The sequence below is a fragment of the Kitasatospora sp. NPDC091276 genome (genome assembly GCF_040684355.1).
In the GTDB taxonomy this organism is placed as follows: Bacteria; Actinomycetota; Actinomycetes; order Streptomycetales; family Streptomycetaceae; genus Kitasatospora.
Genome location: NZ_JBFBFU010000001.1, coordinates 216,923 through 237,243, shown reverse-complemented (window position 1 = coordinate 237,243; position 20,321 = coordinate 216,923). Strand labels below are relative to the sequence as shown.

The following is a 20,321-nucleotide window of genomic DNA, read 5'->3' as shown; positions in this document are numbered from 1 at the left end:
ATTCCGCCACGCCCTCCCCACGGGCGTGTCCCCCACCTGCAGGAGTCCTCTCGTGTCGATGTCCACGCGCCTGTCCGCGCGCCAGTTCACGCGCCCGTCCACGCGCCTGTCCGCGCTGGCCGCCTCCGTCGCGCTGCTCGCCGCCTTCGCCGCCCCGGCGGCCTCCGCCACCCCCGGGCCCGCCCCGGCCGGCGCCCCGAGCGGTCCGAGCACCCCGAGCGGCCCGACCGTCAACCTGGCCACCAACCCCGGCTTCGAACTGCCCGCCCCCGACCTCTCCGACTGGGGCGCCGTCCCCGGCTGGAAGTGCACCGGCGGCCCGGCCGAGGCCGCCGTCACCGCCACCGCCGCGCACTCCGGCGCCTCCGCGCTCACCGTCACGCCGGCCACCGCCGACTCCACCGGCGAGTGCGCGCAGACCGTGGCCGTCCAGCCCAACACCACCTACACCGCCTCGGCCTGGGTCCGCGGCGCCTTCGTCTACCTGGGCGCCACCGGCACCGGCCGGGACGTCGCCCCGGCCTGGACCGAGACCACCGGCGGCGGCTGGCAGCAGCTCACCACCCGGTTCACCACCGGCCCGAACGCGCACAGCGTCCGGCTCTACGTCCACGGCTGGTACCAGCAGGGCCCGTTCTCGGTCGACGACGTCCGGGTGGACGGCCCCGCGCCCGCCCCGGCCGTGGCCGCCGGATCCGTGCCCACCAGCGACAAGGTCGTCTTCTTCACTGTCGACGACGGCTGGCAGCGCACCCCCGAGGCGGAGAAGTTCATCGCCGACCACCGGCTGCCGATCACCGCCTTCCCGCTGCCGATGCCGGCCGGCACCGACCCCGACTTCTTCCGGCGCGTCACGGCCGTGCCCGGCTCCTCCCTCCAGGACCACAGCGTCTCCCACTCCGACCTCAGCAAACTGCCACTGGAGCAGCAGCAGATCGAGATCTGCGACGCCCGCGACGCCATGACCCGCCAGTTCGGCACCACGCCGGTGGCCTTCCGCCCGCCGTACTTCGCCTGGAACGCCGACACCCTCCAGGCCGCCGCCAACTGCGGCATCCGCACCGTGCTCACCGCCGACGCGGACTTCAGCTGGGGCGCGTCCAACATCTGGCACCCGGGCCTGTTGCAGCCGGGCGACGTCGTCCTGATGCACTGGACCGACACCCTCGCCGCCGACCTCCAGCGAGCCCTCGCCGCCGCTGACGCGGCCGGGCTCAAGCCGGCCGGCCTGGTCGACTACCTGCGCTGACGCGTCGCCGTCGGCGGGCTCCCCAGGGCGCCCGCCGACGGGGGCAGCCACTCACCGGGCTCCCGTCCACCGGCGGCCGGGATCAGCCGAAGACGTGCGCCATCCAGCCGCGCAGGCGCTCGTCGAAGTCGGCGGCGCCGGTGAAGTCGTTAGCCGGGATCACTCCGCCCTCGGCGTCTTCCTGCTCCTCCCAGCCAGCGGCGAGGTACTCGACGTCGGCCCAGCCGCCCCGGAACAGCACCACGTGCAGCTCGCCGCCGGACAGCGGGTCCACGACCTGGACGCCGACGGAGTCCGGGTCCGTGACGCGGGCGCGGTCCGTCTCCAGCGGCTGCGGCCACGGGGCCAGGGCGTCGCGCCAGGTGAGCGCGCCGACCGTCAGGCCGGCGGCCCGCCAGCGTACGGCCCGGGCGGCGATCCGCTCGGCGGCGTGGTCGAGGTCGACGATGCGCTCCACGACGGCGTTCACTCCCCTTTCGTCGACGATCCCGGTCAGGGAACTTTCGTCGGCGATCTTGCTCGTTGACAGGGCGTCCGCGGCGTGGCCCTAATGGGGGCGTGCAGCGTGGCGCCGGCCACAGAGTAGTGGGCCGGCCGGCCGCCGGGCGAGCACCTTTTATCCGAGGGACGATGCGCGATGAGTACTTTCTCCGCTGCCCTGATCTGACGTAGGCGGTCACCGCGGTGTCCGCGTGCGCGCCCATGCACCGCGTGTGGCCGTGACTCCCAATCCCTGCAGGAGACTTCACCCACACCCATGTCCACGAACCATGTCAACCAGTTCAACCAGAGCGTCATCGAGGAGTTCCGCGCCAACGGCGGGCGGGTGGGCGGCCCGTTCGAGGGCGGCGACCTGCTGCTGCTCACCACGGCCGGGGCCGGCTCGGGCAAGCCGCACACCGTGCCGCTCGGGTACGTCCGGGCCGAGGGGCTGCTCCTGGTCGTCGCCTCCGCCGCCGGGGCGCCGGACCACCCGCAGTGGTACCGCAACCTACTCGCCCGACCGGTGGTCCGGGTAGAACTCGGCTCCGAGGCGTTCGACGTGATCGCCGTACCCGCCGAAGGCGCCCGACGGGAGCGGCTGTTCGCAGCCGTCGTCCGGCAGGCGCCCGGGTACGGCGACTACCAGGCGAACACCGACCGGGAACTACCGGTGGTCGTCCTGGAGCGGCCCGAGACACCCGCGCGCGAGGTGCGCAGCCTCGCCGACAAGCTGTTGGAGGCGCACACCTGGCTGCGTGCGCAGCTGCGCCACGTCCGGGAGGAGGCACACTCGCACGTCGCGGGCCGACCGGCCGGCCTCGGGCTCCAACTGCGCCAGCACTGCCTCGCCTTCTGCGAGGGGCTGACGCACCACCACACCGGCGAGGGCGCCGCGATCTTCCCCGCGCTCGCGCGCAACCACCCGGAACTGGCCGGGGTGCTGGAACAGCTGGGCGAACAGCACCTGGTGATCGGGCGGATCAGGGAGGAGCTAGTGGCGCTGCTGGCCGGGATCGAGGTCACCGAACCGGACCGGCTCCGGGCCGAGTTGGACCGGCTGTCGGCCGAGCTGGAGGCGCACCTCGACTACGAGGAAGCGGAACTGCTGCCGACGCTCGCCGGGATCCCGTTCCCGCCGCTGCGGCCCGGTCCGGCCCGGGACTGAGACGCACGAATGCCGTCGGCCCCTCTCCCCGCGCTCGGGGAGAGGGGCCGACGGCCCGTGTGCCGGTTCGGCGGCGCCCTGAAGCGACGGCCTACCGGCGCGAAGCCGTTACGACTGGGTGAAGACCGGGAGGTAGCCACCGGACTGGCCGGCGGCCTTCGGGTGGTAGCTCTCGTCGACCGGCAGGGTGGCGCTGTTCAGCCAGGTGGTCTGCGAGCCGCAGATCTCGTGCTCGGTGAAGATGCTGCGCACGTCGCCGAAGCTGAAGCCGGCGTTGGCGACCCGCTTGGCGATGACCTCGTCCAGCGTGTCGGCGGCGCCGTTGATCGCGGCGCGCTTGGTGTCACTGATGCCGAGGATGCAGCTGCCGCCGATCTTGTAGAGGTGCGGGTAACCCAGCACCACCACGTGGGCGTTCGGCGCCTTGGCGTGGATCGTCGAGTACACCTTGTCCAGCTGGGCGGGCAGGGTGTTGCGGGCGTAGTTCTGGGCCGTGCTGACGGCGCTGAGGCAGGTGCTGTCCGACTCCAGCACGCAGGTCTTCATGGTGTCGGCGAAGCCGGCGTCGTTGCCGCCGACCGACAGGCTGACCAGCGTGGTGCTGGAGCTCAGCGCGGAGATCTGGTTGCTGAGGACGTCTCCGGTTCTGGCGCCGGAACACGCGACGAACGAGAAGGACGACGGCGAGTGCGCGTTCTTCCACAGGTACGGGTAGGCGTTGGTGCTTCGCTTGCAGTTGCCGCTGTCGCTCAGGTAGCTGCCGGCACCGACACCGGCGGAGTAGGAGTCCCCGAGAGCGACGTAGTTGACGCTCGCCGCGTTCGCGGATGACGCGGTGAACAACGTGGTCAGAGTGAGCAGAGCCGCTATCGCGGCAACGGACATGGCGCGAGCTGGACGGAGCATGGCACCTCCTGGTGTGGTATGGGTCACAGAAGTGATACCAGGCAGTAGGTGAACCGGGAAGCGGTCATGCCAAGGACATTGACGGGCTGTCCGACAACGCAGAAGTGAACCACCGGCCACAGGGCGTGAGTTGGCGCTGGTCAGCGCCGGTGTACGCCGACCGGCGTCGGTCATCGCGCGTAGACAGTGGTCGGTGAAAAAGTCAGCGAGTGGTCAGTTGGTAGTCAGGGCACGGCCAGGACACCGTTACGACCCGGCCACCGACGGGCCACCTCGCCGTACGACGCGTCGCGGGGTGCCGGGGCTCGCCACAGCACAGCGTGCCGAGAACCGGCGCGAACCGGCGCGACACGACCCGACCCCGCACGAACCGACCCCGGGCGAACCGACCCCGGGCGCAAGGGCGTCAGCGCACGCGGACTCCGACGCACGCGACTCCGGCTCGAAACCCTGACCACGGATCAGACGGACGGCGCCGGCACCCGGCAGCCCCTCCTCGGACTACGCGAGGCCCGGGTGAGGCTCGCTCGGGCACACCGCATCCGGGTGGACGGCATCCGAGTAACCGGCGTCCGAACACACCGCATCCGGATAGACGGCGCCGGGGAAGACCACGCAGCCCTCCACCGGCAGCTCCTCGATCGCCTCGTTCGCGGCGACCGGCACGCCGAGCCGGCGGGCAGCGGTGGCGACCGCCACCCGGGCCTGGCGCAGCCCGGGCGCGCCCCAGCCGAGCAGTTCGACGGCGAGTCCGGGCGCGACCAGCAGCCGCCGGTAGTGCCGGCCGGAGGCCGGGTCGGCCGCGCTCGGACCGACCGCGCGCAGCGCCGCCGCCATCCGGACCCGCGCGCACTCGTGCCCGCCGTTGGCCGAGCCGACCCGGTCGTAGAGGTAACCGAGGTAGTACGGTCGGCCGATCACGGCCTGGGCCTCCTCGGCCGCCTCCCGGGCCAGCGCGGAGGCCGGATCCCCGACGTCCTCCGGCTCCAGCGATCCGCCGGGGAGCGAGCAGATCCCGTCCCTGGGGTTGACCAGGGTCAGCACCCGCCCGTCCGGAGCGAACAGCCACCCCCAGGACTGCTTCACCGGCAGCCCCTCGGGCACCTGCTCGCCCGGCCGCCACGGCCACCCCGCCGTGGGACGCCGGCGCACCCTGCCGAGCAGCTCGGCGATCTCCGCGCTGTACTCGATCCGGCTCATGCGTCCCCCTCTCGCTGTCGGGCTCGCCGGACCGGCAGTGCGCGGGACGGACCTGCGGAGCACGGTACGGAGCGGAGCGGCCGGAGCGGCGGCGTGGGGCACCGCGCGCTCCTGCTGTTGATCTTCTCCGAATCTTCCCCGAACAGGCGGTCGATGAACAGTCCCCAGCGCCGCATGGTGGATGGCAGGGGTGGAAACCCCCTGATCACCCCAGCGGCCCACCCCCCTCCCCCGGCCCAGCCGAGCCGGGCTCCGGGAAGCCCGGCAGCGGGAAGCCCGGTCGCGGGACCACCCCGGGCGGGAACGGCAGCCCGCGCGCCGCGTCGTCGGCCAGCTCGTCGAACACCTCGTGCACCGTCATCGGCCGCAACCGCCCGCCGGCCAGCGCCCAACCGCGCACCCACGGCCCGTCCGAGGCCGGGGCCCCGGGCGCCGGGACGCCCGGATCGCCGTGCAGCAGCAACGCCCCCGCCCCACCACCGGCGACCCCCGCCGCCAGCGTGACGCAGAACGCCTCGGTGTCCCGCCCGGCGGGGTGGAGGCCGCCCGCCTCCACACAGACCTCCACCGCCGAGCTGAGCTGCTCGCCGTCCTCCGGGCCGTGGCAGCGCAGCGTCAGCAGGTGGCAGCCCTCCCCCGCGCCCTCGGCCAGCGCGAGGTAGGCCGACGTCACGTACCCCATCACCGCCGCCAGCCGCCGCTGCCCGTCCCGGTCGTCGCCGACCGCCTCCAGCAGGGCCACGCCCGCGACGGACATCCGCACCCGCGCCCGGTGGTCGTCCAGCAGGACCGGGAGCAGTTCGGCCAGCCGCTCCCCCGCGTAGACGAAGGGCTCCCCGGCCAGCTCCGGATCGCCCGCGTACGCGACCCGGGCGGCGGGCGTCCGGGGGTCGAGGCCGAGCGCCGTGCAGTAGTCCTCGTAGTCACCCGCCTCCAGGACCCGCAAGTGCACCTCCAGGCCCTGCGCGTGCAGGGCCCTCAGCTGCTCCTCCGAGCGCCGCAGGTACTCCTGGTGGGCGAGCCGGCCGAACAACCCGTACCGCGCGAGGCCGGCGAAGTCGGCCGCAGCCGCCGCCAGCGCGACCGCCACCGGCTGCGGCGGCGGAGCACCCCGGGCCCGCCCGCCCCGGCGCCCCCGCACACCTGCCCCGCCCGCACGCCCTCCCGGCGGGCGGTCACCACCGGACGGCCGGGCCCCACCGGGAGCACCCGGACCACCGTCCGCCCCGGCCCGCCGCCCGGCGCGCAGCAGCACCCGCCGGCGGACCCGCGACCGCCCGAAGACATCCACGGCCCCGGAACACCCGGAACACTCGGAACCCCTGGGGCCACCACAACGCCCCGCACAACGCTCCGCAACCCCGGAGCCCTCACGACCCGACGACCACACCCGCATGGTTCCTCCCACCGACTAGCCCAGCACCGGACACCGCCGACGGCCCCGACCCCGGAACCGCCGACGTCGAGGAACATACACAGAGCCACTGACAATCCACCCCGAGTAATCGAACGCGCATGTCCCGAGACCCTCGGGTCTCCTGATCCGGACGGGACTGTCAGTACCGGACGTTAAGGTCGGGAACCATGCGACTGCTGCATACCTCCGACTGGCATCTGGGCCGCTCCTTCCACCGGGAGAGCCTGCACGACGCCCAGCGCGCGTTCCTGGACCACCTGGTGGACGTGGTCCGGGCCGAGCGCGTGGACGCCGTGCTCGTCGCCGGGGACGTGTACGACCGGGCGCTGCCGGGCCTGGACGCGGTCGCCCTGTTCGACGACGTGCTGCACCGGCTGGCCGGGCTGGGCGTGCCGACGGTGTTCATCAGCGGCAACCACGACTCGGCCCGCCGCCTCGGCGTCGGCGCCGGGCTGATCGGCCGGGCGGGCATCCACCTGCGCACCGACCCGGGCGAGTGCGCCGCCCCGGTGCTGCTGGCGGACGAGCACGGGCCGGTGGCGGTCTACGGGCTGCCGTACCTGGAGCCGACGCTGGTGCGCGAGCGGTTCGGGCTGGAGCGCGGCGGGCACGCGGCGGTGCTCGGCGCGGCGATGGACCAGGTCCGGGCCGATCTCGCGGCCCGTCCGGCCGGCACCCGCGCGGTGGTGCTGGCGCACGCCTTCGTCACCGGCGGCACGGCGAGCGACAGCGAGCGGGACATCGCGGTCGGCGGCGTCGCCTCGGTGCCCGCCTCCGTCTTCGACGGCGTGCACTACGCCGCGCTCGGCCACCTGCACGGCTGCCAGACCCTGGCCCCGCACCTGCGCTACAGCGGCTCGCCGCTCGCCTACTCCTTCTCCGAGGTGGACCAGCGCAAGACCATGTGGCTGGTCGACCTCGCGGCCGACGGCTCGGTCGCCGCCGAGCGCGTCGACTGCCCGCGCCCGCGCCCGCTCGCCACCCTGCGCGACAGCCTCGACGCGCTGCTCACCAAGGACGAGTACGCGCCGTACGAGCAGGCCTGGGTGCAGGCGACGCTCACCGACGCGGCCCGCCCGAGCGAGCCGATGGAGAAGCTGCGCCGCCGCTTCCCGCACACCCTCCAGCTGCTCTTCGACCCCGAGGAGAGCGAGGCCGAGCCCTCCCGGTCGTACGCGGCCCGGGTCAGCGGCCGGGCCGACCTGGAGATCGCGGAGGGCTTCCTGCGGCACGTGCGCCCGGGTGCCGAGCCGGAACCGGACGAGCTGGGCTGGCTGCGCGCCGGGTTCGAGAGCGTCCGGGAGACCACCGACCGGAAGGCGGACCTGCCCCGATGAGGCTGCACCGGCTCACCGTCAGCGCGTTCGGCCCGTTCGCGGGCAGCGAGAGCGTCGACTTCGACGCGCTCGCCGCCGGCGGCCTGTTCCTGCTGCGCGGCGCCACGGGCGCGGGCAAGAGCAGCGTGCTGGACGCGGTCTGCTTCGCCCTCTACGGCGACGTCCCCGGCACCCGGCGGGCCAACCGGCTGCGCAGCGACCACGCCGAGGCGCGCAGGCTGACCGAGGTCCGGCTGGAGCTGACGCTCGGCGGGCGGCGGCTGCAGATCACCCGGCTGCCGGAGCAGCGGCGGCCGAAGAAGGTCGGCACCGGCACCACCGTCGAGCGGCCGCAGACCCTGCTGCGCGAGTGGGCCGCCGACGCGGGGGACGGCACGCCCGGCTGGCGGGCGGTGAGCAAGTCGCACCAGGAGGCCGGGGAGGAGATCCACCGGCTGATCGGCATGAACCGGGAGCAGTTCTGCCAGGTGGTGCTGCTGCCGCAGGGCGACTTCGCCCGCTTCCTCAAGGGCGACTCGGAGGAGCGCGGCAAGCTGCTGCGGCGCCTGTTCGACACCGAGCGGTTCCAGCACGTCGAGGGGTGGCTCGCGGAGCAGCGGCGCGTCCAGGAGGCCGCCGTCCAGGCCGGCCGGCGCCGCCTGCGGGATCTCGCCAGCAAGGCCGAGCAGGCGGCCGGCCCCGGCGCCGAGCCCGCCGAGGGCTGGGTGCCGGCCGAGGAGGACGCCGCCGACCTGACCGCCGGGGTGCTCGGCTGGGCGGCGATCCTGCGCAGCGGCGCAGCCGAACAGTTCACCGTCGCCGGGGAGGCGCTGGCGGGCGCCGAGGAGGCGCAACGCGCCGCCCAGGGCGAGCGCGCGGCCGCCGAGGAGCTGGCCGGGCGGCAGCACCGCCACCGGCAGGCGCTGCTCCAGGCCGACCGGCTGGCCGCGTTCGAGCCCGAGGCGGCCCGGGACGGCCGGCGGCTGGCGGCGGCGCAGGCGGCCGTCGGGGTGGAGTCCGCGCTGCGGCTGCACGAGGGCGCGGCCGAGGCGCACCGGCGGGCCCGGGAGGCCGAGCGCCGGCACCGCGAGGTGCTGGCCGGCGACGGCGGCGCGGGCAGCGCGGCCGCCGGGGGCCCGGCGTTGGCCGAAGCGGGGGCCGCCGAGCTGGCCGAGGCCGAACGGGGCCTGCGGGCCGGGCTGGTCCGGCTGGAGGCCGCCGGGGCGGAGGAGCGGCGCTGCGCCGAACTCGCCCGCGAGCAGCGGAGCCTGGACGAGGAGCGCCGGCGGGCCGACGAGCTCGCCGAGGAGGCCGAGGACTGGCTGGCCGAGTATGACGAGCGGCTCGGCGGCCTCCAGGAGGAGCAGAACCGGGCCCGGTCTGCGGGCGCGCTGGTCGAGCAACTCGACGGACGACGGGTCGAGTTGAGCACCCGCCTGGACGCCGCCCGGGAGCGCGACGGCCTGCGGGCCGAGATCGCCGCCGCCGAGCCGCGCGCTGCCGCCCTGCGCACCGCCGCGCTGGACGCCCGCGAGTACGGCCTCGGCCTGCGCGAGCGGCGGCTGGCGGGCATGGCCGCCGAGCTGGCCGAGCAACTGCGCGCGGGCGAGGCGTGCCGGGTCTGCGGCTCGCCCGAACACCCGGCACCCGCCGAGACCGCCGACGGCCGAGTCGGCGCCGACGACGAGGAGCGTGCCCGCCGGGCCCAGGCCGTCGCCGAACAGGCCTGGACGGCAGCGGACCAGGCCCTCACCGCGCTGCGGGTCCGCGAGGCGACCGCCACCGGCGCGGCCGGGCCGGAGGGTGCCGACGCGCTCGCGCAGGCCCTCGCCGAGCTGGACCGCGAGCACCGCGAGGCGCTGCACTCGGCGGAGGCGCTCGGCCGGGTCGAGCAGGAGATCGCCCGCTTGTCGGCCGACCAGGACCGCCGGCTCGCCGAGCTGCGCGAGGCCCGGGAGCGCGCCGCCGTCCGTACCGACCGGCTCCAGGCGCTCCAGCACGAGCAGCACGAACTCGCCGCGCGGGTGGCCGCGGCCCGGGGCGAGGCGGCCTCCGTCGCCGCGCGGGCGGCCGCGCTGGAGCGGCTGGTCGAGCGGGTCGCCGCCGTGGCCGAGGCCTCGCGGGCCTGCGCGCAGACGCTGGCCCGGCTCTTGGACGCCGAGGGCGAGCTCGCCGAGGCCGCCGCCGCAGCGGGCTTCCCGAGCCCCGAGGAGGCCTTGGCCGTACTGCTCCCCCGCGCGGAGCGCGAGCGGCTGGCGGCCCGGCTGGAGCGGCACCGAACGGAGTCCGCCGCCGTCCGGCACGAACTCGCGCTTCCCGATCTGGCCGAGGCCGCGGCCCGTCCGCCGGTCGACCTGTCCGCCGCCGCGGCCGCGCTCGACGCCGCCACCGACCGGCTGGGCCGGGCCCACGCCGCCCGTTCGGCGGCCGCCGAACGGTGCGCGGCACTGGCCTCGATCGGTCGGCAACTGGCGGACCTCGCAGCCGAGCTGGCCCCGGCGCTGGCCCGGTACGGGCGGATCAACCGGCTCGCGGCGCTGGCCGCCGGCACCTCCACCGAGAACCGGCTCCGGATGCGCCTGGAGTCCTACGTCCTGGCGGCCCGCCTGGAGCAGGTCGCGGCGGCGGCCAGCGACCGGCTGGTCCGGATGTCCGGCGGTCGCTACACCCTGGTGCACAGCGACGACCGGGGCACCGGCAACAAGCGCTCGGGCCTGGCCCTGCGGGTGGTCGACGCCTGGACGGGCACCGAGCGGGACACCGCGACGCTCTCCGGGGGCGAGAGCTTCTTCGCCTCCCTCGCCCTGGCCCTGGGCCTGGCCGACGTGGTCACCGACGAGGCCGGCGGCATGCCGCTGGACACCCTGTTCATCGACGAGGGCTTCGGCACGCTCGACGAGCAGTCCCTGGAGGAGGTGATGGACGTCCTCGACGGCCTGCGCGAACGCGACCGGGCGGTCGGCATCGTCAGCCACGTCGCCGACCTGCGCACCCGCATCCCCGCCCAGCTCCTGGTCCGCAAGGGGCGACGCGGCTCGACCCTGGCCCTGGCCGGGCGGGAGGACGCCTAGGGACCGCTCAGGGGCACTGCCAGCGGTCCTGAGGCGGCCTTCCGGTACCTTCTGGGCCCAGCATCGCCGCAGGTCAACGGCTTGCGGGCACTGTCAAGCCGGTGGCATCACGGCTAGGGCACGATGCGTCGCATCAGCCCGAACAGGCCACCCGCTGGGCCTGCTGCCAGGTGCAGACCGGGCAGAGCGTGCTGCCCGGGTGGTCGGCGGGCAGTTCGGTCGGCTCCCCGCACAGGACGCAGTCGGCCCGTGGCCCGGTCGACGCCGGATCGCGCACCAGCGCCGCCTGCACCCCGCCGTCGGGGGCGAACTCGCAGACCGCCGTGTCCTCGCTCCTCGCGCTGTCGCTCATGCCGCCTTCCTACTCCGCCCCCGGCCCCCGCCGCAAGGCGCCGCCGGCCCGAGCCCGACCCGAGCGCCAGGCCGCCCCGCCCCCGCCCCCGGGCGACCCGCCGGCGGCGGGCCCGCGACGCCCGGCTACGGTGACCGCATGGCCACCGACCTCCAGCGGCGCCTGCTCGCCGCCCGCGCCACCGCGCCCTCCTACCCCGAGGTCGGCGCCACCCGCGGCGGCCCGCTGCCGGACGGCTACGCGCACCTGCGGCGGCGGGTGCACCTGGGCCGCGGGCCGCAGGTGCTGGCCCGGGCCGGGCGGTACGTGCTCGGCTGGGGAAGCCAGCTGGGCACCGGCTTCGCCGTGTACCCGCACGCGCCGGCCGAGCCGGGATCGACGGTGCTGCTGCGGCTGAGCCTGCCGGGCGGCCGGTGGCCCCGGCTGGTGATCCCGTGCCGGGTGGTGTGGACGGTCGAGGAGCCGGACCGGATCGGCTTCGCGTACGGCACGCTCCCCGGGCACCCGGAGTGCGGCGAAGAGGCGTTCCTGGTGTCCATGGACGCCGCCGGCGAGGTGTGGTTCGAGGTGTCGGCGTTCTCCCGGCTGACCGCCTGGTACGCGCGGCTGGGCCGGCCGGTCGCGCTGCTCTGCCAGCACCTGGCGATCGAGCGCTACCTGGCCGCGGTGGCCGCCGCCGTGGCCGAGCCGGCCGGGCCCGCGGGCCCGGCCGGTCCCGCCGTCGAGTAGGGCGTCGAGTCAGCCGAAGAAGTCCTGGCCGAAGGAGTGTCGGCCGAGGGAGCCGGATCAGCCGAAGAAGGAGAGCCGCACGGTCCGGCGTGGATTGTCACCGTTGGTGTCGATCAGCACCACGGACTGCCAGATGCCGAGCGCCAGCTGGCCGCCGATCACCGGCAGGGTGGCGTGCGGGGCGACCAGGCCGGGTACCACGTGGTCCCGGCCGTGGCCGGGGCTGCCGTGCCGGTGGCGCCAGCGGTCGTCGGCGGGGAGCAGTTCGCGCAGGGTGGCGAGGAAGTCGTCGTCGCTGCCGGATCCGGTCTCCAGGACGGCGATTCCGGCGGTGGCGTGCGGGACGAAGACGTTGAGCAGGCCGTCGCGGCCGGCGGCCCGTTCGGTGAGGAACGCGGCACAGCGGTCGGTGATGTCGAGCGCGACCTCTCGGCTGCCGGTGGTGATCTCGAAGGTGGTGGTCTGGAAGAGGCCCTGGTGGGTGGAGTGGATGTTGTCCGCCATGGCGCCATCCTGACCCACCTCGGCGGGCCTCGCGCAGCACCTCGCCGACTCCGCCTGTGGGGGCGGCGAGGTGCACTAGGGTGAAAGGTTTAGACCACACCGGCCCAGCCGAGGCGGTCCCGGAGCCGGGTACGCCGAAGACCCGACGGTCCGTGTGGTCCGCCGGGTCGGGGTCCCGATCCGCATCGGGTGGCCCGGGAGGCCCCGGGCCGCGGAGCCGTGGGCCCCGAGCCGACGGGTGCTAGCCGCGCCCGCCGAAGAGGCTTCGCCGCAGCCGGCGCAGTGGCGTCAGCAGCGAGATCCGCGCGTGACGACGCTTGGCCGTCGGGGCGTCCGCGCCGCGCGGCGTCAGCTCCCTTATCAACCCGAGCGCCTCGGCGGTGTCCACCGCCGGGAGCGCGGGCGCGCCGAGCACGGCCAGGTGTCGGTCGATCCGACGGCCGGTCGTGCCGACACCGCACTGGATCGCCGGCACGCGGGGCCGAGTCCGCACTTGCATGTGTTCCATCAGTTTTCCCACCCCTACGAGGCGCCAGGGCCGTGAGGCGAAGACTATCCGCGATGGACGGCCTTCGCGCAACCGTCCTTGGTGTTGTGCCACCGTATCGTGCGGCGTCAACTGACGATGCACCAGGGGCCACCAGGCCGATCACGACTAGGCATCAATGATGGTGCACGACCGGCCATCTGTCAGCAGTACCCGGGGCATGGGCCCGGCGCCCGGCCCCGCGGCGCACGCCGGGCGCACGCGACCCCGCACGCGTCCGTGCGGACGGTCCTGCCGGCGGTCCCGCGGGCGGCCCGCCGGACCGCCCGAGAGCCATGAGGGATGCGGCGGTGGACACGACGCGGATGCTGCGGTGGATATAGGGGACAGCCGGGGCCGTCGACAAAGCGACCGGTCGACACCTCCAGGCTTCATGAAGTGAACACATTCGAGGGATTGACTCCCGGCAATCCTCCAAGCAATATCTGTGAGAACACGTGCGCGCCCGCATCGCACCCGGGTGCGTGTTCGAGTGATGAAGAACTCCGGCTCCCGCGAGCCACTGCCCGGCCGCCTCGACGCTGCGGTGGCCAGGCTCGCGAGGTGCCCGGAAAGGCGGCCGGCCGTAGAGGGTCGGCCGGGTCGCCGCCAGGCTGCCGGTGCCGCCCCGTTCAGGGCCCGGCACCGGCGGTTCCGGGCCCAGGGCCGACCGTGGCCACGGCTCCACGGCACCGGTCAGCCCGGCCGGTCACCTCGGCCGATCACTCCGGCCGGACGTCCCCGCAGGTCGCACCCGGTGGATCGGTAGACTCGGCCAGCGTGCCCCTCCTCCTCAGCATCGTGCTCCCGGTCCACGGCGTGGAGCGGTTCCTGCCGCGCTGCCTCGACTCGATCCTCGGCGACACCCCCGCCACGGAGTCCCGTTTCGAGGTGATCGCGGTCGACGACCTCTCCCCCGACGGCTCCGGCGCGATCCTGGACGCCTACGCGGCCCGCGACCCCCGACTTCGGGTCCTGCACCTCACCGAGAACCAGGGCCTCGGCGGCGCCCGCACCGCCGCCTTGGCGCAGGTGCGCGGCGAGTACGTCTGGTTCGTGGACAGCGACGACTGGCTGCCCGAGCGGACGGTGGGCGCGATCCTGGACGAACTGGAGCGGGAGCAGGAGCGGCAGCGCGGGACCGGGGCGCCCGCCGACGTCCTGCTCACCGGCTTCACCCACGTCTACCCGGACGGCGGGACCGAGCCGAACCCCTGGCGCCACGTGCTGGCCGACTCCCCGCTGGTCGAGGGGTGCACGCTGGCCGAGCACCCGGCGCTGTTCCAGACCGTGATGTCGGTCTGGAACAAGGTGTTCCGCCGCGCCTTCCTGGAGGGCCTCGGCGTCTCCTTCGGCCGCGGCTACTACGAGGACATCTCGGTCACCTACCCCGCGCTACTGGCCGCCGAGCGGCTGCGCTACCTCGACCGCCCCTGCTACTTCTACCGGCGCGGCCGGGACGGCGCGATCACCGCCACCGCCTCCCCCAAGCACGCCGACGTGTTCGCCCAGTACGACGCGATCTTCGCCTTCCTGGACCGCCCGGACCGCCCCGGCCGGCCCGTCCCCGACGCGCTGCGCACCCTGGTCTTCGACCGGACCGTCCGGCAGGCGCTGAACGTCTACGACACCCCCGGACTGGTCCCCGCCGACCGGCACAAGGACTTCTTCCGCCAGATCGCCCGGCACTTCGCCCGGCACCGCCCGACCGGCTACCGTTACCCCGGCGGCGTGCGCGGCGTGCAGTACCGGCTGGCCGCGCGCGGCGCCCGGATCGCGTACGCGGAGCTGCGCCGCACCGGGCAGCTGCCGCGCGAACTCAAGCGCGGGGCACGGGCGGTGGCCCCGGCCGTGAAGAAGGGCGTGCGCAGCGGCGCCCGGTTCACCGCGTACAACGCCTTCCGCCGACTGCCGCTGGACGAGCACCTGGCGGTCTACGCGGCGTACTGGCACCGGGGTTACGCGTGCAGCCCGGCGGCGATCTACGAGAAGGCCAGGGAGCTGGCGCCGCAGATCCGGGGCGTGTGGGTGGTGGAGAACCGCAAGCAGGCCGCGGCCATGCCGCCCGGCGTGCCGTACGTGATCGTCAACACCCCGGCCTACCTCAAGGCGATGGCGACCGCCAAGTACTTCGTCAACAACGTCAACTTCCCGCGCACGATGGCGAAGCGGGCGGGCACCGTGCACGTGCAGACCCAACACGGCACCCCGCTCAAGGCGATGGGCATGGACCTGCGCGAACGCCCCGAAGCCGCCGAGGGGATGGACTTCGACCGGCTCCAGGAGGCCGTCGACCGCTGGGACTTCCTGGTGTCCTCCAACCCGCACACCAGCGAGCACTTCACCCGCGCCTTCCCCGGCCGGTACGAGATGCTGGACACCGGCTACCCGCGCAACGACCGGCTGGCCAACACCACACCGGACGAAGTGCGGGCCGTGCGCGAGCGGTTCGGGCTGCGGCCGGACACCACGGCCGTGCTGTACGCCCCGACCCACCGCGGCGACCAGGGCGGCTACGTGCCGCTGCTGGACGTCCGGGAGCTGGCCCGGCGGCTGGGCCCGGACTTCACCCTGCTGGTGCGCACGCACTACTTCCACACCGGCGGCCCGGGCGACCTGGCGGCGGGCGAGGGTTCGGCCGCGATCGTCGACGTCTCGGCCCACCCGACCGTGGAGGACCTCTACCTCGCGGCGGACGCGCTGGTGACGGACTACTCCTCGATGATGTTCGACTACGCGGTGCTGGACCGGCCGGTCGTGATCTTCGCGCCGGACTGGGAGGAGTACCAGCGGGTGCGCGGCGTCTACTTCGACCTGTTCGAGCAGCCGCCGGGGGCCGTCACGGTGGACCCGGACGGGCTGGCGAAGGCGCTGCTGGCGGGCGATCCGGAGCCGGCCGCGCGGGCGCGCTTCCGGGCGCGGTTCTGCCCGTGGGACGACGGCGGGGCGGCGGAGCGGGTGGTGCGCCGGGTGTTCCCGGTGGAGTCCTGAGGCGTTCCGCGGCGCTCCCGTAGCCCTGAGGAGCCGTGTCGCACCGGGCCCGGCGCCGCCGGTACGGCGACCGGACCCGTCGGCACGCTCAGCGCTGGCGGGCGGCCAGGAACTCGTCGAAGGTCAGGAAGCCCTGGTGGTGGGTGTCCATGGCGTGGATCAGGGCCTCGGCCATCGACAGCGTCACGTCGTGGTCGCCCATCTCGTTCGCGACCAGCGCGTATTCGGCCGGAGTGATCTTGCCGTCGCCGTTCTTGTCGAAACGGTCGAACATGGCCTTGATCGCCTCGGTGGTCTCCATCGTGCCCTCCTGGTACTGCGGGGTCGTGCTCTGTTCGGACGGGCGTACCCTACCCGGCCGTGGTGCGCGCCACGGTCGCCGGGAGTGGACGGCCGCGGGGGTGGTTGTCGTAGTCTGCGGATCTGATTGCAGGCCCGGGCTCCTCCCGGGCGATCGTTCGTCCAGGGAGGGACCATGCTCGATCTCGCCACCAGGCTGGTGCTGAAACCCGTCTCACGCGGCATCTGGCGGCCGACCATCGAGGGCATCGAGAACGTGCCGCGCAAGGGCGGGGTCATCCTGGCCAGCAACCACCTGTCCTTCATCGACAGCGTGGTGATCCCGCTCACCGCCCCGCGCCGGGTCCACTTCCTCGCCAAGGCCGAGTACTTCACCGGAACGGGGCTCAAGGGCCGGCTCTCCAAGGACTTCTTCGAGGCGATCGGCGCGGTGCCGGTCGAGCGCGGCACCTACCGTTCCGCTCAGGCCTCGCTGGAGTCGGCGCTGGAGATCCTGGAGGACGGCAAGGCCTTCGGCATCTACCCCGAGGGCACCCGGTCGCTGGACGGCCGGCTCTACCGGGGCAAGACGGGCGTCGCCTGGCTGGCGCTGACCGCGGGCGTACCGGTGGTGCCGGTGGCGCTGGAGGGGCCGGAGCAGATCCTGCCGGTCGGCAAGCGGGTGCCGCGGATCAAGAAGGTGACCGTCCGGTTCGGCGAGCCGCTGCACTTCGACGAGCTGCACGGGCAGGCCCGCTCGCTGAAGGCCCGTCGGCAGGTGACCGACGAGGTGATGGCGGCGATCCAGCGGCTCTCCGGCCAGGAGGTCGCGGAGAGCTACAACGAGGCGCCGAAGGCCGCGTAGGCCCCGGCCGCGCGCCGCGCCGCATCACACCCCGCCACACCTCGCTACGTCACACCCCGCCACATCACGTCGCGCCGCACCCGCTCGGGCGCTCACACGTGTCCGAGCGCGGCCGGCCCCGGTACGACGGCGGCCGGCTCCGGCGCCTCCCGGCGCAGCAGTGCCGCGTAGCGGCCGTCCAGCTCCACCAGTTCGTCATGGGTGCCGAGTTCGACCACCTCACCGTGGTCGAGGACGGCGATCTGGTCGGCGCCCCGGACGGTGGAGAGCCGGTGCGCGATGGTGATGGTGGTGCGGCCGGCGGCCAGGGTGTCCACGGCCTGCTGGACGGCCTGTTCGGTGCGGTTGTCGAGCGCGCTGGTGGCCTCGTCGAGGATCAGCACCGGCGGGTTGCGCAGGATCGTCCGGGCGAGCGCGAGGCGCTGCTTCTCGCCGCCGGAGAAGCGGTAGCCGCGCTCGCCGACCAGGGTGTCGTAGCCGTCCGGCAGGGCGGCGATGGTCTCGTGGACCTGCGCGGCCCGGGCGGCTTCGACCAGTTCGGCGTCGGTGGCCTCCGGCTTGGCGAAGCGCAGGTTCTCGGCGACCGAGGCGTGGAAGAGGTAGGTCTCCTGGGAGACCACGCCGACCGCGCGGGCCAGCGTGTCGAAGGACAGTTCGCGCACGTCCACGCCGTCGATGGTGACCCGGCCGCCGGTGACGTCGTACAGACGCGGGACGAGGTAGCTGAGCGTGGTCTTGCCGGAGCCCGTCTCACCGACCACGGCCAGCGAGCTCCCGGCCGGGACCTTGAGTTCGACCCCGGAGAGCGTCGGCCGCTCCTGCGCGGGGTCGTAGCGGAAGTCGACGTCCTCGAAGCGGACCTCGCCGCAGATGTCGGTCAGGCTCCGCGGCTTCGGCGGCTCGGCGATCTCCACCGGCAGGTCGAGGTACTCGAAGATGCGCTGGAAGAGCGCGAGCGAGGTCTGCACGTCCACGCCGGTGGAGAGCAGGCTGACGGTCGGGCGGAACAGGCCCTGCTGGAGGGTGACGAAGGCGACCAGGGTGCCGACCGAGACGATCGGCGCGCCGCCCGCCGCGGACAGCCCCGCCGCCCAGTAGATGACCGCGGGCATCGCGGCCATGACGATCTGGATGGTGTTCATCCGCCAGCGCCCGGCCATGCTGGCCCGCACTTCGAGGTCGGCCAACTGGTCGGACTGCCCGGTGAACTCACGGGCGAGCGAGTCGGAACGGCCCATCGTGCGGCCGAGCAGGATGCCGCTGACCGACAGCGACTCCTGGACCGCCGAACTCATCGCGGCCAGCTGCTTCTGCCGCTCGGTGGTGATCTTCTTGCGCTCGTTGCCGACCCGCCGGCTGATCCAGACGAACAGCGGGAGCAGCAGCAGCGAGACGACGGTGAGCCGCCAGTCGAGCGCGACCATGGCGACCACGGAGGCGATCACCGCGGTGAAGTTGGAGACCAGGCTGGTCGCGGTGGACGTCACGGTGGACTGCATGCCGCCGATGTCGTTGGCGATCCGGGACTGCACCTCGCCGGTGCGGGTGCGGGTGAAGAACGCCAGCGACTGCCGTTGCAGGTGGCTGTAGACGGCGGTGCGCAGGTCGTGCATGACGCGCTGGCCGACGGTGGTGGAGATCAGCGTCTGGAGGACGTTGAAGATGCTGTTCACCACGGCCGCGAGAACCATGCCGAGCGCGAGCAGGCTGAGCAGCCCGGTGCGGCCCTGCGGGATCGCGGTGTCCAGGACCGCCTTGAGCAGGAACGGCGAGACCACCGACACCACGGCGGAGGCGGCCACCAGCAGCCCGACGACGGTGAGGCGGCCCGTGTACGGGCGGAAGAGGCCGAGGATGCGCCGCCACTGGGCCGGCGGGCGGGGCTCGCCCTGGGCGCGTTCGGGCGGGGTCCAGTTGATGGTGGTGGGTCTCAAGGGCAAACCTCCGTGGGTGGGGCGGTCGGACGGCCGCCAGCATAGAGAGAATAGCTCATAGTTAGACTAGCTAATAGTGAGGCTGGATCTATTCCCACGGCGCCGCGACCGCCCGGCCTACCGTCCGACCGCTCCGAATGCTCCGGCCGCCCCGACCGCGTCAGTTCGTCCGGTAGCTGCGCGCCGCCTTCGAGGACAGGCCGCCCAACCGACCGGAGGGCAACAGGCGGGCGAGGGCCACCACCGCCTTGTAGCGCTTGCCCGGCACGGACAACGAGCGGCCCCGGGCCAGGTCGCGCATCGCCTCCGCCACCACCCGCTCGGCCGAGAGCCAGGACCAGGCCGGGATGTTGCCGGTGCCCATGCCGGCCCGCTGGTGGAACTCGGTGCGGGTGAAGCCCGGGCAGAGCGCCATCATCCGCACCCCGGTGCCACCGAGGTCGCGCAGCACGCCCTGGGTGAAACTCACCACCCACGCCTTGCTCGCCCCGTACGTGCCGCGCGGCAGGAACGCCGCCACCGAGGCGACGTTCACGACCGCGCCGCGACCGCGCTCGCGCATCCCCGGCAGGGCCGCCGTGGTCAGCCGCAGGATCGCCTCGATGTGCACCTTCAGCATGTCCAGCTCGTCCTGGAGCGGGACGGTCCCGAACGCGCCCTTGTTGCCGAAACCGGCGTTGTTGACGAGCAGGTCCACCGGGCGGGCGGAGTCGGCGAGCCGGGCCTCGACGGCCGCGATGCCCTCGTCGGTGGCGAGGTCGGCGGTCAGCACCTCCACCTCGATTCCGTGCTCGGCGTGCAGGTCGGCGCTCGCACGCTCCAGGCGCCCGGTGTCCCGGGCCACCAGGACGAGCTGGTAGCCGCTGCGGGCGAGCCGGCGGGCGAACGCGGCTCCGATGCCGGCGGTCGCGCCGGTGATCAAGGCTGTGGTCATGCCCCCGACGGTACCGACTCACCGCGGCCGCGCCCACTCCGAACGGACTATCCCTGCCGGCCATCTGCGGATGCAGGTACCGGGCCGCGCCCGTACCGTTCGGACGGGGGCATCGCCCGAACGGGCGGTGACGCTCAACTGAGGAGGCACTTCTGATGCTTACTCACTGCCGGACCCACAAGGCCACGACCACGCCGACCGCCACGACCACGCCGACCGCGACGACCGCGACGCGCGCCGAGACGGACACACTCGCGAGCCTGATGGTGGAGGACGAGGCCGTCGTGTCCGACGCGCCCACGTACTCGCCCGAAGCCCTCGGACTTCTGCTGCTGGCGCTGTTGCTGTCGCCGAAGCCGCCGAAGGAGAAGTCGACCCGCTAGCAGCCGGGCGACCCGAT

Annotated in this window: 18 protein-coding genes; 8 read left to right on the top strand and 10 right to left on the bottom strand. The window is 74.0% G+C overall.

The features are described from left to right. Positions 1–58 precede the first annotated feature (58 nt). The gene (locus AB0O19_RS01015) at positions 59–1,249 is read left to right on the top strand and encodes a polysaccharide deacetylase family protein (RefSeq protein WP_363617017.1); all 1,191 of its coding nucleotides are present in this window, start codon (positions 59–61) and stop codon (positions 1,247–1,249) included. Positions 1,250–1,331: 82 nt separating this feature from the next. Here the strand turns inward: AB0O19_RS01015 and AB0O19_RS01010 are convergent, their stop codons facing one another. Further along, positions 1,332–1,718 carry a hypothetical protein gene (locus tag AB0O19_RS01010; protein ID WP_363616699.1) on the bottom strand — a complete coding sequence of 129 codons (387 nt, stop codon included), beginning with the start codon at positions 1,716–1,718 and terminating at the stop codon, positions 1,332–1,334. Between the two features lie 288 nt (positions 1,719–2,006). On the opposite strand from AB0O19_RS01010, the gene AB0O19_RS01005 reads away from it, so the two are divergent. Continuing rightward, entirely contained in the window at positions 2,007–2,897 is an 891-nt protein-coding gene (locus AB0O19_RS01005) for a nitroreductase/quinone reductase family protein (RefSeq protein ID WP_363616697.1), read from the top strand. A gap of 108 nt (positions 2,898–3,005) precedes the next feature. Here AB0O19_RS01005 and AB0O19_RS01000 read toward each other — a convergent pair whose 3' ends face one another. The 3 genes from AB0O19_RS01000 to AB0O19_RS00990 all read right to left on the bottom strand — a co-directional run bounded on the left by AB0O19_RS01000 (position 3,006) and on the right by AB0O19_RS00990 (position 6,093). After that, positions 3,006–3,782 (bottom strand): SGNH/GDSL hydrolase family protein, encoded by a 777-nt coding sequence (locus tag AB0O19_RS01000; protein WP_363617015.1) that lies wholly within the window; start codon positions 3,780–3,782, stop codon positions 3,006–3,008. 522 nt (positions 3,783–4,304) lie between these two features. Then, positions 4,305–5,003: a hypothetical protein gene (locus AB0O19_RS00995; RefSeq protein WP_363616695.1), complete on the bottom strand. Its 699-nt coding sequence runs from the start codon at positions 5,001–5,003 to the stop codon at positions 4,305–4,307. Positions 5,004–5,208: 205 nt separating this feature from the next. Continuing rightward, positions 5,209–6,093 (bottom strand): hypothetical protein, encoded by an 885-nt coding sequence (locus AB0O19_RS00990; RefSeq protein WP_363616693.1) that lies wholly within the window; start codon positions 6,091–6,093, stop codon positions 5,209–5,211. A 494-nt stretch (positions 6,094–6,587) separates the two neighbouring features. On the opposite strand from AB0O19_RS00990, the gene AB0O19_RS00985 reads away from it, so the two are divergent. Both AB0O19_RS00985 and AB0O19_RS00980 read left to right on the top strand, forming a co-directional pair. Next, a complete protein-coding gene (locus AB0O19_RS00985; RefSeq protein WP_363616691.1) occupies positions 6,588–7,757 on the top strand; it encodes an exonuclease SbcCD subunit D in 1,170 nt (389 codons plus the stop codon). Beyond that, positions 7,754–10,807 carry an SMC family ATPase gene (locus AB0O19_RS00980; RefSeq protein ID WP_363616689.1) on the top strand — a complete coding sequence of 1,018 codons (3,054 nt, stop codon included), beginning with the start codon at positions 7,754–7,756 and terminating at the stop codon, positions 10,805–10,807. The genes AB0O19_RS00985 and AB0O19_RS00980 overlap by 4 nt, the downstream gene beginning before the upstream one ends. A gap of 133 nt (positions 10,808–10,940) precedes the next feature. Here AB0O19_RS00980 and AB0O19_RS00975 read toward each other — a convergent pair whose 3' ends face one another. Beyond that, positions 10,941–11,159, bottom strand: coding sequence for a hypothetical protein (locus tag AB0O19_RS00975; RefSeq protein WP_363616687.1), 219 nt, complete (start codon positions 11,157–11,159; stop codon positions 10,941–10,943). Positions 11,160–11,297: 138 nt separating this feature from the next. Between AB0O19_RS00975 and AB0O19_RS00970 the strand changes: the two genes are divergently transcribed. Then, positions 11,298–11,888, top strand: a complete 591-nt coding sequence (locus AB0O19_RS00970) for a DUF1990 domain-containing protein (RefSeq protein ID WP_363616685.1) — start codon at positions 11,298–11,300, stop codon at positions 11,886–11,888. Between the two features lie 57 nt (positions 11,889–11,945). On the opposite strand, the gene AB0O19_RS00965 is transcribed toward AB0O19_RS00970, so the two are convergent. Continuing rightward, the gene (locus AB0O19_RS00965; RefSeq protein WP_350875241.1) at positions 11,946–12,392 is read right to left on the bottom strand and encodes a YjbQ family protein; all 447 of its coding nucleotides are present in this window, start codon (positions 12,390–12,392) and stop codon (positions 11,946–11,948) included. A 241-nt stretch (positions 12,393–12,633) separates the two neighbouring features. Next, positions 12,634–12,900 carry a hypothetical protein gene (locus AB0O19_RS00960; protein WP_063349971.1) on the bottom strand — a complete coding sequence of 89 codons (267 nt, stop codon included), beginning with the start codon at positions 12,898–12,900 and terminating at the stop codon, positions 12,634–12,636. A 798-nt stretch (positions 12,901–13,698) separates the two neighbouring features. Here AB0O19_RS00960 and AB0O19_RS00955 point away from each other — a divergent pair. Beyond that, entirely contained in the window at positions 13,699–15,909 is a 2,211-nt protein-coding gene (locus tag AB0O19_RS00955; protein WP_363616683.1) for a bifunctional glycosyltransferase family 2 protein/CDP-glycerol:glycerophosphate glycerophosphotransferase, read from the top strand. An 88-nt stretch (positions 15,910–15,997) separates the two neighbouring features. On the opposite strand, the gene AB0O19_RS00950 is transcribed toward AB0O19_RS00955, so the two are convergent. Next, positions 15,998–16,210, bottom strand: a complete 213-nt coding sequence (locus AB0O19_RS00950) for an EF-hand domain-containing protein (protein ID WP_363579329.1) — start codon at positions 16,208–16,210, stop codon at positions 15,998–16,000. 174 nt (positions 16,211–16,384) lie between these two features. Here AB0O19_RS00950 and AB0O19_RS00945 point away from each other — a divergent pair, with 174 nt between their 5' ends. Then, entirely contained in the window at positions 16,385–17,053 is a 669-nt protein-coding gene (locus AB0O19_RS00945; protein ID WP_363579331.1) for a lysophospholipid acyltransferase family protein, read from the top strand. Between the two features lie 92 nt (positions 17,054–17,145). Here the strand turns inward: AB0O19_RS00945 and AB0O19_RS00940 are convergent, their stop codons facing one another. Both AB0O19_RS00940 and AB0O19_RS00935 read right to left on the bottom strand, forming a co-directional pair. Beyond that, positions 17,146–18,987 carry an ABC transporter ATP-binding protein gene (locus AB0O19_RS00940; RefSeq protein ID WP_363616681.1) on the bottom strand — a complete coding sequence of 614 codons (1,842 nt, stop codon included), beginning with the start codon at positions 18,985–18,987 and terminating at the stop codon, positions 17,146–17,148. Positions 18,988–19,147: 160 nt separating this feature from the next. Further along, positions 19,148–19,921 carry an SDR family oxidoreductase gene (locus tag AB0O19_RS00935; RefSeq protein WP_363579335.1) on the bottom strand — a complete coding sequence of 258 codons (774 nt, stop codon included), beginning with the start codon at positions 19,919–19,921 and terminating at the stop codon, positions 19,148–19,150. Positions 19,922–20,076: 155 nt separating this feature from the next. On the opposite strand from AB0O19_RS00935, the gene AB0O19_RS00930 reads away from it, so the two are divergent. Beyond that, a complete protein-coding gene (locus AB0O19_RS00930; protein ID WP_363616679.1) occupies positions 20,077–20,304 on the top strand; it encodes a hypothetical protein in 228 nt (75 codons plus the stop codon). The last annotated feature ends 17 nt before the right edge of the window (positions 20,305–20,321 follow it).